The organism is Streptomyces sp. NPDC051909, assembly GCF_040681095.1.
Taxonomy (GTDB): Bacteria; Actinomycetota; Actinomycetes; order Streptomycetales; family Streptomycetaceae; genus Streptomyces.
Map to the genome: position 1 here is coordinate 1 of NZ_JBFAYA010000030.1, position 13,818 is coordinate 13,818.

A 13,818-nucleotide genomic window follows, 5' to 3' on the forward strand; every position below is an offset into this window, starting at 1 on the left:
CGCGCGGTCTCCTGCGGAGACACGACGCGGAGTGACTGCGTCACTCCCAACGCTGCGGCGCCGCTGCGCGGCGCCGGTCGGAGTGACCCTGACGAGCCGTCACCTTCGGTGACGGCGACCAGTTCGGCCGGCCCGCTACGCGGCCCGGAAAATCGCGGCCGCCGGTGGGCTGAACGCCCCGCTGCGCGGGGCGTTTTCGCTGGTCAGAGAGCTAATCGGCCGCTGATACCCGGAGGGGATTCCCTCCGTCCCCTGCGGGGCCGAAGGGCTCCGGTCGCGCTCCCGCGCTCCCTAGCAACAACAGTATGCAACCGGAACCGGCCCCATGTCCACCCAACCGGCCACCTGCAAGGAAGTTACATAGCGTAGTTTTCACTCGGCAGGCGAGATCATAAATGGTCTATGCCACTAGAGGAAAAGAGGTGGCCTCTTTAGGCCCGAAATGCAAAGTGCCGGCCGCTTGGGCCACGCCCGCAAAGCCTCATGACAAAACCTCAAAATGCTTACTCGAAAGGCCCGCTCAAAACTATCTGACGATGCGTCAAGAAAAACCATGGGTCGGGTAGTCGACAGCACCCCCTCCGAGTATTTATTCTTTATCGAAGAAGGCAAGGGCGGTCGGAAGCCGCACCGTATTTCCATGCCCTCAACCGTAGTAGAACCGGAGGAAATTTGAATCCCTCTCACGTGCTACCGAGCATCCTCGGTAGCCGTTCCGAAGAGGCAAGTTCCGTGCTGAGCACGGCACTTGCTGGACGACCGTTGGTCGCCTTCGACCGGCAGACAACCGGCGGTCGTGTCGCCTACACCGGACCGGCTCCCATCTCCTCAGTTCGTCCGGCGCTGTCCCTCGGCTGCTACTCGCCTTGGGCACCTGCGGTGCCTGGTGACGTGCTGGCCGCTGAGGCGGGCACCGGCCTAAGGGGCGGTGGGAAGCACAAGCACTCGTGGTGGGACTCCATCGCGGGACAGGCTGCTGAACGCCTCCGTGGCATGGCCGCGCCGGTCGTATCCGGCTGGTACGCCGCATCACAGCTCGAACCGCTTGCCGGGCCTGCCGGGGCCGTGGCCGGACTGCCGGTGGGGGTCCGTCAGCAAGTGGAGAACAAGGCCGAGTTGGGCCGCATCCTGCGAGCGGCTGGAGTTCCACGCCGCATGGTGATCCCCGGCCGGACCTACGCCGAACGCCTCCCCAGTCTCCCCCGGCTGCGGGCCGACATCGGCGCGCAGCGGCTGGTCGTGCAATCGGCGCACGATGCGGGCGGGCGCGGCACGGTGTTTGTGGACGGCCCGTCAGACGTGGCTCGGGCGGCGACGCTGGCCGGACCGTGGCGGGTCTCGGCATTCGTGGACGGCTGGAGTTCGAACGTCAGCGTCCTATCCGTGCCGGATGGTCGCGGCGGGGTGCTGGTCTATGTGGACCGCCCTTCACGCAAGGCCATCGGCGTGGGGGACGTGGGCATCGGACCGGCCAAGAGCGCGGGCAACGACTGGTCCGGCGCACCGTTCCCTGCCCGGGGTGTCGCGGACGTGATCGAGGCGGCCACTCGCTTGGGCGAGTGGGCGTGGCACACACACCGCATGACCGGGCTTTGGGGGATCGATCTCATCTGGTCGGCGGACGGACCGGTGATCAACGAGATCAACGCTCGCAAGCAGGGCACGACCGAGGTGTCGGGCGTGAACCACCAGCTTGCGGGCGTGCCGCCGCTGGCGGTGGCCCACCTCGTGGTCATGCTCGGGCACCGCCCGACGTGGCTTCCGACCCCCGATGCGTTCAACGGCTGCTCGCTGGCCGGGGGCAGCGTCGGCCCGTACTACCTCAAGATCCGTGCCCGGTCGGCTGTGACCACGCGGCCGGACTTCCCCGGCTCCGGGGTGTACCGGCTCGTGGGTGACCGGCTCGTGTGGGAGCGGCCGGGCGCGCATCCGGCGGACGCGGACAGCGACGCGGGGTGGGTGCTGATCGCCAACGCCCCGGCGCCGGGCACCGCGTGTGAGTCGGGCGCGGAGCTGGCCACGGCTGAGGGGCTGACCGCCGGTCCGGCCTCCCCGTTCTCCGGTCCCTCGGATCTCTCCGACCACGGTCGGGCCGTGCTCGCGGCTTTCGACCGCTGGTTCTCCATCGACAGGAAGGAATCGTGATGTCTCTGCTCGCACAGCTTCGGACGCTTCCGGATGAAGCGCTGACGCGGCTTCAGTACCTCGCCCCGGCAACGGGGTGCTTCAACCGCTGCGGGTTCTGCTCGCAGGTGGCCGGACGGGACGTCTGGCAGTTCACGCGGCCGGGCCTCTACGCGCTCATGGACGGCATGGCCACCGTGGCCGACGAGCGCGGGCTGAGGGTCGCGCGGGGCCGTGATGCGCACCGTCCGGGCACGGTGTTCCCGTACCTGGACAACGACATCATGAGCTACCCGTACCTGGACGACTACCTGTCGCTGGCGGCCGGTCGGCTCGGGGCACGGGTGCGGATCTCCAGCGTCGGCTACTCGTCGGCGGCGCCGGACCTGGTGGCGATGCACCACCGGATCGCCGAGCGGCACGGGGATGTACTGGACGGCGTACGGGTGTCGCTCACGCCGTACACGCTGGGCTGGACGGACCGACCCGGGGAGGGCACGAGCCGGGAGCAGTTCACGGCGGACGTCGCCAACCTGCTGCGGACCTACCGGCCGGTGTTCGATGTGCTGGGGCACGGTGCGGCGACGGCGGCCGTAGAGCTGCGGTTCCCGCCGCTGGTCGGGTTGGGGCCGGTGAGTGAGGCCGTCGTGGACGGACACCACGTCATCGCGTCCGGGCCGCATCTGCTGATCAGCATGGCGGCTCCGGCGGCTCCAATGGAGCGGGCGCGGGTCGTCAGGCTCGGGGCGGGCAATCAGCCGGTGTTCAGCACCGGCGGGCGGGAGTACGTGCACCTGACCGGCGACGGGCTCGACGGCTCCCCGGCCACGGTGCGGGCGGCGCTGGCGGGCACGCTGGGCGTGCCGTACGAGACGCGGACCGTGCATGTGTGGCAGTTCGCCAACGCAGACGGCCCGTACTGGGCCGTCGAGCCGACATTCGCCGAGGACGGGCGCTTCACCGCGCTGCACCTGTATCCCCGCACCGAGACCCGCAAGCGCTCTGGGTACACCGATGCCAGCCGGCCGTTCCTGAATGCGCTTCTCGCATTCAAGGCGCGGCGCGGAATCGGGCGGCGTGAGCCGTTCCCCGCCGCGACGTGGACGGACGTGCGCAGCCTGCTGCGGGAGGTGGCGGAGCGCGCGAACGCCCTGGACGTCATCGACCGGGCGGCGGCGCAGCATATCCGGGGCAGTGTGCTGCCGCTGGTGGAGACGTACACGGAGGCACTGCACGCTGCGGGGTGGCCCGCGTCGACGGTGTTCTCCCGAGAGTTCACCATCGACACGGGGCAGATCGTGAACCAGGGACGCGGACAGGGCCAGTTCCGGGGGTTGGTGAGTGTGCCGGATGAGCCGATGACCCCGCGCGAGGAGCGCGGGTACGGGGAAGTCAGCCTGTCCAGCATCCGGGGCACGGTCTGGCGGATCGCGCCGATTCCGTTCGCCCCGGACGGGCCGCTGTCCGTGGCGGTCGCGGGCGGGAAGAACACCACGGCGGCCCTGCCCTCGCTGGTCGTGGAAGAGCTGGACCCCCGGCACCTGCGCAACACGAACCGGACGACCGGCGAACCGCTGCGGCGCTTCAAGCTGACCGGGGCGGAAGTCGAGCACGTCTCGCTTGAGCGGGGACGGTCCCGGCGGGCGTTCCCCGGGCTCCTCGCCGAGTGATCCGCTGACGCGCCGCGCCGGTTAGGCGGGGCAAGTGGGCCGGACCCGATTGCAGCGGGTCCGGTCCACGGCTCACGATACCGGCGCGGCGGGCGCGCAAGCGGCCCGCCCTTCGCCGGGGCGCTTGCGCCTCGGCCCCGCTGCGCCCCCGTGAAGCGCAGCGTAACGGCCCGCTTCACTCCCCGGGCGCACAGCGCCCGGGCCCCTTCCGAGGGGCGCAAGCCCCTCGGATCCCGCTGCGCGGGGAAGATTCCGGGTGCGCAGCACCCGGGCCGCGCTGTGTGGTGCGCAGCACCACACCACCCGCTGCGCGGGGAGAGGGCCTGGCTGCGCCCTTGCCTCCGCCCCGCTCCCCGGTCGCGCAGCGTCCGGGCCGCGCTGCGAGGGCGCGCAGCGCCTCGGCACCCGCTGCGCGGGGGGAGAGGGGCTTAGCTGCGCCCCAGGGCCGCCGCTGGCCGTCAGGGCTTCCCGTCGAAGGAGACCGACGCGCCACACGAAGCTAGAACGGCGGGGTGAAGGTGGGGGAGGCGCGCGGCGCCGACGCCGTCCCGCCACCGGCCGATGATGAACTGGGGGCTGGGACGGTGTTGGTGGCGTGGGCCTCCCCCACCTTCACCGCGACCGGCCGCGCCCCCCTCTCCGCGCCCTCTCCGCGCCCTGTCTGCGCGCGGCCTTCGCTGCGCCTGCCACACAAGGCGCGCCCCAGTGCTGCGCCCCTCCGGATCAGATCCAGCTGTAGTTGGAGTCATCGAGCCCGGGCAGGAGCGCGGCGCCGGCGTCGAAGTCGGTGTCCGGGGCCGCGAGGTCCGCCACGGGCACGGGCGGGAAGAGGGCCATGCCCTTGGTCTCCTGCCATCGGATCCAGACGAGTTCGCCGGCGCCGGCGGTGTCGTCGTGCTCCGTCGGGTTCAGGGCGGCGCGGACGTGGTCGCTGATGCTCAGGCGGAAGACCATGTGGAGTTTGCGGGGCGGGGTGCTTCCGGGGCGGCTGACCATGGCGTCGAGGAGCCATGTGAAGCGGGGGGCGGTGTCGGCCTGCTCGATGTCGAGGTTGAGCTCTTCCTTCAGCTCGCGAGCGAGGGCGGTCGGAAGGGGCTCGCCTGGGTCGACGTTGCCACCGGGCACGGTGTACTGCTCGGTGCCGTTCTTCACGCGTTTGATGAGGGCGATCTCGTCGCCGTTGGAGATGAGTGCGGCCACGCGGATCTTGATGCGGTGAAACGGTGCCTCGGCGTTCATGGGGTGGCCTTTCCTTCGTCGGTCGCGGTCTCGGATGCGCGGGTGATGCGGCGGTTGCCCATCCCGGGCCGGCGCGCCTGCCAGTCGGCGACGTCGCCCCAGGCGCGCATGGCGTCGGGGCCTACGGGCGGGAAGGGGTTGTTCGCTGCTGACGGATACAGCCGGGGGTAATTGCGGACTTCGGTGTAGTCGCGGTCCAGCCGGCGAGCGATCTCGGCGAGCGTCACCCTGTCCTTGCGCGGCCACTGCCGTGCCGGTGGAAGGGCGGGGCCGGCGCCGGGGGTCTTCGAGCGCTGTAGCTCGACGGCGTCCTTCACTGCCTGACGGGGGTAGACCCTTGCGGGTCTACCTCTGGTGGAACGTCGTTTCCCGAGGCCTTCCGCGGCGGCCGGCCAGTGCGGCCACTTCGTCCACTCCTTGGTGACGGTGGTCTCGCTGACACCGTAGGCGGAAGCGATGTGGGCCACGGTCCAGTAGTCGGGTTCGTCCCAGTCGAGTATCTCGACCACGGGTGTCCTCCCTGCGGCTTTTTTCCAAAACTACTACGGGTAGGCAGCGCTCCAAAGGTCTGCCGAAGCGGAAGTCGAGCGTTCCCCTTGTCCACCCCCGACCATTTATTTATCATTATCGAAATTCTGTCTCGTCTGCGGAGAGGAACGGAGCACCCATGAACCAGCCGGAGCCCGGCGAGCTGGTCGACGCCGCGCAGATCCTCGAGGAGTTCGGCGGCTCGCGCTCACGTCTGAGCGAATGGGCCCGCGACAGGGGGACGACCGGCTTCCCTGCCGTCCACCACGTGGAAGGGCGAAAGCAGTACTGGGCGAGGACCGAGGTCGCCCAATGGTTCGCGGCACGATCCGCTCACCCCGCCGCGTCGCTCATGCCAGCCGCCGGCGACCCCGACGAGCTGCTCTCCGCGAGCGATGTGGCCGCTCTCCTCGGCTACAAGAACGTAACCACCATCCACGCCTACCTGAAGGAACGCCCCGGCTACTTCCCCGAGCCGGACGTCACCGGGAAGATCCCCGGCGCAACGGCCCGACCGGGACGCCCGAACACGATGTGGTGGCGACGGAGCACCATCGCCTCGTGGGGCGCCAGCCGACCGGGCAAGGGAAACACCCGTCCGAAGTCAGCCACTCGCCCGCCTCTCGCGGCCCCGGAGCCCCTTGATGCCGGCCAAGCCGATGACCTCCTGACCGCCGCGGAAGCAGCACCCCTGCTCGGATACACAACCACCGCCAGCCTCACCAGCGCACTCGCCCAGGGACGCTTCCCCGAGCTGCTCCATCCGGACGCACTCATCAAGGGCACCCGCGGACGCCCTCGCCGAGCATGGCGACGACAGCGCATCCTCGCTGCCGGCGGAAACCGCTCCAAGACGACCGACTAACGAACCGAGGCTCTTTCACGTCCGCACAGCAGTCGGCGCGACGTCAGACCTCGATGTAGGCAACGACCACGACGGTGCGCAGAGCGGTGACGAAGTACAGGACGCGGACCCGCTCGACCTCGTCGGCGTACTGGCGTAGCTGGGGGCCGTCAGTGGTGCCGGGGATCGGTTCGCCGGCTTCGGGGTCGACGGAGATGACGACCAGGGCGCGGTCGAGGGCGTGGAGCTCGGCCTCGGTGGTGATGGCCTCAAGCTGTTTGGCGGCGGAGTCGGAGAATGCGATCCGGGCGCGCCGCGCACGGTGCTGGGGTGCCATCAGGCGACGGCGGGGCGCTGAGCGGCGAGGCGGGCGATTTGCTGCTCGCGCAGCTCTTCCCACGGGGTGCACTCGTCGACGGAGGGGAGACCGTTGATGGCGATGTCCTCCAGGACGGCGGCGAGCTGGTCCGCCTGGGCGCGGGTGCGGGCGGCGTAGGCGCGCAGTCCATCGGCAGCCGCGGCCGGCAGTTGCTCCCGGCCGGTGTCAGCAGGGGCTGGCTGGTCGCTCATGAGTGTGGCTCCCGGGGGGGGCGTGGAACAGGTCTGGCACACCACGGTATCCCTGAGCCTGCGCTGCGGGCACCGCTCCGAGAGAACCTGGGGGCCTAGGTGATGCCTCCGGGCTTGATCACGTGATGGCAGAGGATTCCTACTGTGGTTCTCGCTCCGTGACCAGGTCGCGGGCCTGCCAGGCCAGCCGGTAGGACAGGACGACGATCTGCAGCAGCTCGGCGGTGGAGGGCAGTTCCCCCGGGTTGACGTTGGAGGAGACGTAGTAGTGGTGCACGGTCTCCGCGACGGCGCTGCAGCCGGCGGGCAGCAGGCCGTCCTCCTCGGCCCTGCGGTAGGTGTCGACCACGTTCGAGGACCAGTTGCCCGGGATGTCGCCGTAGAAGCGGTGCGAGAACTGCAGGGCGCCGACCCGCAGGACTCCCCAGCAGATGTCCAGGGTGGGCTTCGGGTCTGACGTGGCCGCGGCGCAGGCCTTCTCGAAACCCTGGGCGCCGGTCAGGTCGGGGATGTCGGAGCGTACGGAGGTCAGCCAGTCGGGCACCGCGGCCGCGGCGGTCGTCCCGGTTCCGCCTCGCGCCTTCGCCCAGCGTTCACGGAGGTCGTCATGGTCGGCGGCGAGTGCACCGGCCAGTTGGGCGGCGACGTCCCAAGTGGGCAGGCGTCGCCCGGCAAACGCGTCGCTGATCGTCGTCTTGCCGAACCCGGTCAGCTGGGCGAGCCGGCGCACCGAGGGATCGCCGGCCATGGCCCGCAGGTGACGAAGGTGGTGGGCGAAGTCCTCCACAACGGTCAACAGGACCTCCAGGTGGGCAGGTTGGTGCCGGACATCGTACGAGGCCGTTGACCTGCTGTCCGCTGCTGTCCGGACAGCGCCCGGAACGGGACCGAGGCCCTGTCCGGACACGTGCCGGACAGGGTTCTGTGGACCTGGCCGGAGCCCCAACTTTTGAAAAGTTGGGCGGATTCTTCTCCGGATTCTTAGTGCGGACGATGGTTCGTGCGCATACAGCGGGCGACCGCACTACGACAAGCTTCCGCTACTCTTAACAGAATTGGCAGGGGCGGGACCAACAAGGAAGGCTATGCGCGAAATTGAGACGGGGGGCCAGGACACCGTGATCCTGGGTACTGCGGGCGGCCAGCACGAGCTGTCGGCCGAGATCCAGCGGGACGTGGACCGCGTCGCCGCTGTGGTCACGGCGGGATTCCGGGGCCGCGACTGGAAGCAGCTGGCGGACGAGCTGTACCTGTACGCCTACAAGACGCTGCACACGGCGATGCGCGACTCCTACAAGCTCATGCAGCTGGTCGCGAGCTCCCCGACGCCGCTGGTGCTGAGCACCGACGAGCGCTCGGCCCTGCACAGCAACTTCGAGGACCGGGCGGTCATCGCCACCATGACCATCAGCGAGGCCATGAGCACCCTCCCCAACTCGTTGAGGAAGGGCGGATACAACCCGGCGGCCAACCCGGGCAAGAGCGGCAAGCACAAGTCGCTCGCGTCGTTCTTCGTCGGCCGGTGCGGGCTGGTCTTTCCCCGGGTGTTCTACGGCTGGCGCCGGGAGCGCACGGACAGGTTCGTGGCAGCGGCCAACGAGCACATGCGGGGCTGGATCATCTCGGGAGTCCTTCGTCAGACCGCCGAGGAGTCGGCCTTCTTGGAGGACTCGGTGCCCGACGAGGTCACCAAGCTGTACTCGACGCTCACCGACATGATCGCCGACCTCAAGCCTCGCAACCGCGCGGTCTGGCGCATGACCCTGGAGGGGTACTCCCGCGGCGAGATCGCCGAGGAGCTCGGGATCAAGCTCGGGGACGTGGACAACGCGCTCTACACCTTCCGCACCAGAGTCAAGGCGCTGCGGAGGGACGGCAAGCTGCCCGTCCCTCCCACGGTCGAGGCCGAGTGGGAGCGCAGCCGGCAGCTGGACGCAGCCACGAACGGGGCGGCCCGGTGAGCACTCCCCTGCAGCAGCCGGCGCCCCCCGCCCCGAAGAGCACCCGTGTGGTGGCCGGCACCGTCATGATCGGCGGTGGCGCCGGCACCGGTGCCCTTGCCTACGCTGGTGCCCCGTGGTCGGTCGTAGCCGTGGTCGCCGTGTTCGGCATCGTTGTGCCGGGCCTCATCATCCTGATGATGGTCCTGTTTCCCACCGAATCCGAGCACAAGCGCGACATCTGGATGGCCTTTGTGCGGTTCTGGGACCAGCGTGGGGAGCGGAGGCGGAAGGATCGTGAAGACCGCCGGTGTCGGCGTGAAGAGCGCCGTCGTCGGCGTGAGGAGCGGAGGCGGAAGGATCGCCAGGAACGCCGCCGGACCCGCAACTAGGGCGCGCGACGTCATCACGGCTCGGCCCCAGCGTCAGGGGCCACCGTGTCAGCCGACGCGGAGGGTCAGGTTCTTGGGCCAGCCAGCCCGGCCGAGGTAGGCAAAGAGGTCCTTGAGGTCATTGGGGGCGAGCTTGATGCAGCCGTTGGAGCTGTAGTCGCCGGGGCCATCCCAGGCCCACCAGGTGTCGGGGTCCCATGGGGTGTCGAGTTTCTGCGAGCCGTCGGCGAGCATCTCGCTCTGGATGAACATGTCCGTGCGCCTGACCGGCTTCTGATTGGCCTTGGCCGGCTTGCAGGTCTTGTCCTCGAGCCGGATCGCGTAGCCCTGGATGGCGACGAAGGGGTTGCGGTTCATCCCGCTGCGGTTGGTCTCGTGGCCCTCGGCGCCGGCGGCCGTGCGGAGCGTGCCGCCGTCCTCGAAGAGGAAGGCGAGGGTGAGGCCCCCTATGGGGCTGCCCATGGTGGTGCCAGCGCACACCGTGCGGGCGGTGCCCTCGTCCAGGTGGACGACGTCGCCGGTGCGCACGGTCGCGGCGACGCGCGGCGTCCGGGCAACCGCTTCGGCGGTCACCGGTCGGCCCGGAGTTCGGGCAGCGCGTCCGCGGCAGCCGTGAGAACTTCGGCGAGACGTACGGCGGTGCCGGCGCTGCAGCCGCCGAGCTCGACGAACGCCGTGCCGTTCACCGGGAGGCTCGGCCGCAGCGACGGGACGACGATGCCGACGCGGGCCAGTGCCTCCTGCAGGGCTGCGGCGGCGGCCTCGCCGGCCCGTAGTTCGTTGAGTTCGCGTTCGGTGCGCTCGCGGTCCTTCGCCGTCGTGATCACCGTTCTGCCTCCGTCCTCTCGTACGTTCGGTCAGCGCCGGGGCGGCGAAGGCGCGCGTCGGCGCGACCGGCCCGGTTCTCGTGTCCTCAGCCCGCCTTCGGCCTCGGACGGTGGCACTCGCAGTCGCAGCGGCGGCCCGGCAGCGCCTGGTCGCCATAGCGGGTGTAGACGGGTTGGGGCTTGCACCAGCTGTGCAGCTCGAACTCGGGAGTGCAGTGGGGCAGCAGCACCTTGCCCGCGCGGCTCTGGGCGGTCACCGCGTACCACCCACGCCGGGCAAGCTCGTGCACGCCGGGCCGGTGCCGTCATCGCCCGGTTGCGGCTGCGGCGCGAGGGCGGGGCGGCAGCCGCAGGAGACGACCGCCCACCGGCGGTTCGAGCCCGGCCGCACCACCGTGCCGGCCGGGGCGAGCGTCCGGGTGACGGCGCCGCAGTGCCAGCACGCGGCGCCGTGGAGCCGGGCGAGGCTGACGTGGCCGTCGACGAGAACGGGTGTAGTCACCGTCCTTCACCTCCCTGTGTGATGCGGCAGGGAGATCGTGCAGCGTGCGGGCGGCCACAACTGCTACAAGCTGTAGCAGTTTCAGACGGCGCCGATCCACTGGGCGAAGTGTGTCAGCAACTCGGCGTCCGCGCGGTAGTGGCGGCGCAGCCCGGCGGCGACCTCGCGGGCCCAGGGGTGCTCGCGGGTGTGCTGGGGCGCCGCCGCGCGCGCGACCTTCAGGCTCTCGAACGCGTCGCCCGGTAGCCCGGCCCAGTCCTGGGCGCGGGCGAGCTCGATGTAGTACCCGGAGCGGCGCTCTGCCGGGAGGCTGCCCGGCGGCTTCCACTGCCCCGCCGCCTGCAGGGCGCGCTCGACGTGCCGGGGGCCGAGGCTCACGGCGAGCGAGACCTCGTGGATGCGGACGGAGTCCGGCCCGAAGCTGGTGCCGAGGTAGGTGCCTTCGCGGCCGACGAGCGCGGCGAGCGCGCGGGCGTGGTCGAGGTGGGTGTCGGCAGCGGCCACGTTCTCGGCGCGGCCGGCGATAACCGCGGCCCGCATGTGCAGCGCGCCGCGGGCGGCGGCCTTCAGGCGGGAGGTCGGTGCGGGCGCCGCGTCGATGGCCTGTTCCAGGGCGGCGAGCCCGACTGCGTGGGCGCGGGCGGAGAAGAACAGTTCGGTTCTGACGTAGGCGGCGGAGGCGGTGACGAGGGGGTCGGCGGAGCGGTCGGCCGCCCAGCGCATCAGGTCGATCAGCCGGGCCGACAGGTCATGGGCCCCGTACTTGTACGCGATCGCGTCCCCGGTGCGGGCCGCGGACGCCAGCATCCGGGCCGCGTCCGGCTGTTCGGCGGCCGGCTCGGTGTGGACGTAGCGGATCGCGTCCGCGAGCACGCCCGGGATGACGGAGGCGATACGGCCGTACTGGGCGCCGAGCCGCCAGTCCGCCGCCGTCTTCACAGCTGCCGCGAGTTCGCCGGGGCCGGCCGTGGGCGGGCCCTGGGGGATCTCGTACCCGGCGAGGACTGCGGACAGCTCCGGCAGCGCGGCGTGCACCCGGCGCTCGGTACCCCGGTAGCCGATGCGCAGCCGGGCGGCGTCGATGCCGAGGGCAGCGGCGAGAGCCTCGAGGACGTCGTCGCTGGGCTGGCGGGCGCCGCGCTCGACGGCGCGGACGGTCGCATACGAGACGCGCGCAGCGTTCGCAAGCTGGACTTGGGTCAGGCGGCGGGCGCGGCGGCGGGCGGCGATCCGCTCGCCCACCTCCCGCGGGCTGTCAGCGGCCATGCCTCTGACCGTAGCGAGGGCTCACCGGCCAGCGCTGCGAAACCGTGCATTGGCCCTCGTTCGTGGGCGCTTGCTCAGCGATGCCCTCGCGTCGTTAGCGGTGGAAGGCTCGGCAGCCCGTGCCCAGTCGCTCGCGTACAGGACCGGAACACCAGTTGCGGGGCTAACCCCTCGGTCCTCCACCCTGCAGTCGCCCACTCCGTGTACCGCACATCTTGTGCCGGGAGGGAGGGCTTTTTTTCGACTGCCAGGAGGACAGGTATGACAACCATCCAGACCATCTACATGCTGATCGGTGTGCTTTCCGTCGCTGTGATCGTGCTCGCCGCTGGCGGTGTCGCGGTCGTGGTGCACATGCGGCCCAAGCTGGTCCAGCCACTGACCCTCGCAGCCGTGGTTGCCTTCGGACTGGTGACCGTGGTGCTGACCATTGTGGGGTGGGCCAAGTGACCTGGGCCGCCTTCGGCAGCAGGTCTACTACGACGCCAGACAGGGCGCACGGCCTGCTCGTAGACGAACTGCCTGGCGCGTTCCCCGAAGCCGTCGCCATGCAAGCCGACATGTCGGCGCAGGCGTCGGATCCCATCGGTCGTACGCCGGCCGAACATCGCCTGCGCCTACTCGGCCCACCAGTCGCGGAGCTGGAGGGCGGTTCCGTAGCGTTCGGCCCCGTCCTCGTCCAGGCCCTCGGCCTCCAGGTCCCAGAGCCGGTAGATCGGGAAGGGAACCTGCTGTTGCGGCCCCGGCCGCGCTTGTCGTCGGCGCGGACGTCCGGACAAGTCCTAGAGCCCGTTCTCCATGCGGACGATCTCGACAAGGTCGTGCAGCGAGTCGACGAGCCAGTCGGCGGCCGCGGCCACCGCAATCTCGTCCGCCCACAGGTGCCCCCACGGTCCCCGCCGCAGATGCGCCGCCCGCAACCCGAAAGCGGCCGCCGGGAGCGTGTCGTTGGCCGGGTGGTCGCCGACATACACGGTCTCGTGCGGCAGCGCGCCGCCTGCGGCGTCGCTCACCCGCGTGAAGAACTCCGTGGCCGGCTTCGCGCACCCCCACTCCCCGGACGTCGCGACCAGGTCGGCGGGCAGCTCCAGGTCCCGCAACAGGCGGCCGGCCTTGATTGTCTGGTTCCCGGCGATCACCACGCGCACGCCGAGCCCGCACAGTGCCGCGAGCGCCGGGCGGACGTCGTCGTACAGGTCCGCCTCGTCCAGGTGCTCGCCGCGGCCGGCGGCCTCGCGGGCGGCGTACTCGGCGCCGATGTCGATGCCCGGCTTCAGCAGCCGCAGCGCGTCGGCGTTGTCACGGCCCTGGGCGACGACGGCGCCTACGAGCGCGGAGAGCGTGTGCTGGGGGACGTCGAGCCAGTCCGCCCAGCGCGCCCAGTAGCGGTCGTCACGTACGAGGGTCTCGCCGATGTCAAAGACGATGCACTTGATCACGCCGCCGAGCGTACGGGCCACTGCACGGACCCGGCAGGCCTGTGGATAACCAGGGTGCAGGCGCCTGCGTGTGATCCCATTTCTGACCAGCGTACGAGCCGGTGCCCCGCAGGCGTACTCGCGGCCACGTCCTGGGCGCGACGAGGAGACCGCCCGTACCGACGGGCATCGCCCTCTTCATCACGGACTCCGCGTCGCAGGGGTACGCGGTCTCCGCGACGGCCTTCCGCCGGCGGGCAGCAGGCCGTCCTCGTCGGCCCCGTGCACCTCGAGACCTAGAGTGTGTCGCAGATCACAGTAGGTGGGGTTTACGCTCACTCATACCCGCTTGGCATATGCCGACAGATATTCAAAACCGGTAGAGGGCCGTCTGAAAGCCGTTGGCGGTCATCTAATCGTCGCTGGACGTCACCGCAACGGCCCTGCTCACCGGCCACGCACTGAACGAGTCACTGCCTTCAGGGATCCGAAATTCTG

General features: G+C 70.4%; 18 protein-coding genes. 6 read left to right on the forward strand and 12 right to left on the reverse strand.

All coding sequences use genetic code 11. The features are described 5' to 3' along the window. Positions 1 to 993 precede the first annotated feature (993 nt). Both AB0M18_RS31635 and AB0M18_RS31640 read left to right on the forward strand, forming a co-directional pair. Positions 994 to 2,145: a hypothetical protein gene (locus tag AB0M18_RS31635; protein ID WP_365764115.1), complete on the forward strand. Its 1,152-nt coding sequence runs from the start codon at positions 994 to 996 to the stop codon at positions 2,143 to 2,145. Next, positions 2,145 to 3,794 carry a hypothetical protein gene (locus AB0M18_RS31640; protein ID WP_365764117.1) on the forward strand — a complete coding sequence of 550 codons (1,650 nt, stop codon included), beginning with the start codon at positions 2,145 to 2,147 and terminating at the stop codon, positions 3,792 to 3,794. Before AB0M18_RS31635 ends, AB0M18_RS31640 begins: the two co-directional genes overlap by 1 nt. A gap of 723 nt (positions 3,795 to 4,517) precedes the next feature. On the opposite strand, the gene AB0M18_RS31645 is transcribed toward AB0M18_RS31640, so the two are convergent. Then, positions 4,518 to 5,033 (reverse strand): NUDIX hydrolase, encoded by a 516-nt coding sequence (locus AB0M18_RS31645; RefSeq protein WP_365764119.1) that lies wholly within the window; start codon positions 5,031 to 5,033, stop codon positions 4,518 to 4,520. Beyond that, on the reverse strand, positions 5,030 to 5,542 hold the full coding sequence (locus AB0M18_RS31650) for a hypothetical protein (protein WP_365764121.1): 513 nt from the start codon (positions 5,540 to 5,542) through the stop codon (positions 5,030 to 5,032). The genes AB0M18_RS31645 and AB0M18_RS31650 overlap by 4 nt, the downstream gene beginning before the upstream one ends. Before the next feature lie 158 nt (positions 5,543 to 5,700). On the opposite strand from AB0M18_RS31650, the gene AB0M18_RS31655 reads away from it, so the two are divergent. Beyond that, entirely contained in the window at positions 5,701 to 6,426 is a 726-nt protein-coding gene (locus AB0M18_RS31655) for a hypothetical protein (RefSeq protein ID WP_365764123.1), read from the forward strand. A gap of 43 nt (positions 6,427 to 6,469) precedes the next feature. On the opposite strand, the gene AB0M18_RS31660 is transcribed toward AB0M18_RS31655, so the two are convergent. From AB0M18_RS31660 to AB0M18_RS31670, 3 genes are all read right to left on the reverse strand, one after another. Next, positions 6,470 to 6,742, reverse strand: coding sequence for a hypothetical protein (locus AB0M18_RS31660; protein ID WP_365764125.1), 273 nt, complete (start codon positions 6,740 to 6,742; stop codon positions 6,470 to 6,472). Continuing rightward, positions 6,742 to 6,975 carry a hypothetical protein gene (locus AB0M18_RS31665; RefSeq protein ID WP_365764127.1) on the reverse strand — a complete coding sequence of 78 codons (234 nt, stop codon included), beginning with the start codon at positions 6,973 to 6,975 and terminating at the stop codon, positions 6,742 to 6,744. Before AB0M18_RS31665 ends, AB0M18_RS31660 begins: the two co-directional genes overlap by 1 nt. Positions 6,976 to 7,114: 139 nt before the next feature. Next, complete coding sequence (locus AB0M18_RS31670) at positions 7,115 to 7,762, reverse strand: helix-turn-helix domain-containing protein (protein ID WP_365764251.1); 648 nt, start codon at positions 7,760 to 7,762, stop codon at positions 7,115 to 7,117. Positions 7,763 to 8,060: 298 nt separating this feature from the next. On the opposite strand from AB0M18_RS31670, the gene AB0M18_RS31675 reads away from it, so the two are divergent. Then, positions 8,061 to 8,936: a sigma-70 region 4 domain-containing protein gene (locus AB0M18_RS31675; RefSeq protein WP_365764129.1), complete on the forward strand. Its 876-nt coding sequence runs from the start codon at positions 8,061 to 8,063 to the stop codon at positions 8,934 to 8,936. A gap of 50 nt (positions 8,937 to 8,986) precedes the next feature. Next, positions 8,987 to 9,307 (forward strand): hypothetical protein, encoded by a 321-nt coding sequence (locus tag AB0M18_RS31680; RefSeq protein ID WP_365764131.1) that lies wholly within the window; start codon positions 8,987 to 8,989, stop codon positions 9,305 to 9,307. 48 nt (positions 9,308 to 9,355) lie between these two features. On the opposite strand, the gene AB0M18_RS31685 is transcribed toward AB0M18_RS31680, so the two are convergent. The 5 genes from AB0M18_RS31685 to AB0M18_RS31705 all read right to left on the reverse strand — a co-directional run bounded on the left by AB0M18_RS31685 (position 9,356) and on the right by AB0M18_RS31705 (position 11,902). Further along, positions 9,356 to 9,880, reverse strand: coding sequence for a hypothetical protein (locus tag AB0M18_RS31685; protein ID WP_365764133.1), 525 nt, complete (start codon positions 9,878 to 9,880; stop codon positions 9,356 to 9,358). Beyond that, the gene (locus AB0M18_RS31690; RefSeq protein WP_365764135.1) at positions 9,877 to 10,134 is read right to left on the reverse strand and encodes a hypothetical protein; all 258 of its coding nucleotides are present in this window, start codon (positions 10,132 to 10,134) and stop codon (positions 9,877 to 9,879) included. The genes AB0M18_RS31685 and AB0M18_RS31690 overlap by 4 nt, the downstream gene beginning before the upstream one ends. Before the next feature lie 86 nt (positions 10,135 to 10,220). Further along, positions 10,221 to 10,391, reverse strand: coding sequence for a hypothetical protein (locus AB0M18_RS31695; protein ID WP_365764137.1), 171 nt, complete (start codon positions 10,389 to 10,391; stop codon positions 10,221 to 10,223). Next, positions 10,388 to 10,636, reverse strand: coding sequence for a hypothetical protein (locus tag AB0M18_RS31700; RefSeq protein WP_365764139.1), 249 nt, complete (start codon positions 10,634 to 10,636; stop codon positions 10,388 to 10,390). The genes AB0M18_RS31695 and AB0M18_RS31700 overlap by 4 nt, the downstream gene beginning before the upstream one ends. 81 nt (positions 10,637 to 10,717) lie before the next feature. Next, entirely contained in the window at positions 10,718 to 11,902 is a 1,185-nt protein-coding gene (locus AB0M18_RS31705) for a helix-turn-helix transcriptional regulator (protein ID WP_365764141.1), read from the reverse strand. Between the two features lie 261 nt (positions 11,903 to 12,163). On the opposite strand from AB0M18_RS31705, the gene AB0M18_RS31710 reads away from it, so the two are divergent. Further along, on the forward strand, positions 12,164 to 12,352 hold the full coding sequence (locus AB0M18_RS31710; RefSeq protein WP_365764143.1) for a hypothetical protein: 189 nt from the start codon (positions 12,164 to 12,166) through the stop codon (positions 12,350 to 12,352). A gap of 167 nt (positions 12,353 to 12,519) precedes the next feature. Here AB0M18_RS31710 and AB0M18_RS31715 read toward each other — a convergent pair whose 3' ends face one another. Both AB0M18_RS31715 and AB0M18_RS31720 read right to left on the reverse strand, forming a co-directional pair. Next, a complete protein-coding gene (locus AB0M18_RS31715) occupies positions 12,520 to 12,681 on the reverse strand; it encodes a hypothetical protein (protein ID WP_365764145.1) in 162 nt (53 codons plus the stop codon). Between the two features lie 3 nt (positions 12,682 to 12,684). Continuing rightward, complete coding sequence (locus AB0M18_RS31720; protein WP_365764147.1) at positions 12,685 to 13,341, reverse strand: HAD family hydrolase; 657 nt, start codon at positions 13,339 to 13,341, stop codon at positions 12,685 to 12,687. Positions 13,342 to 13,818: the final 477 nt, after the last annotated feature.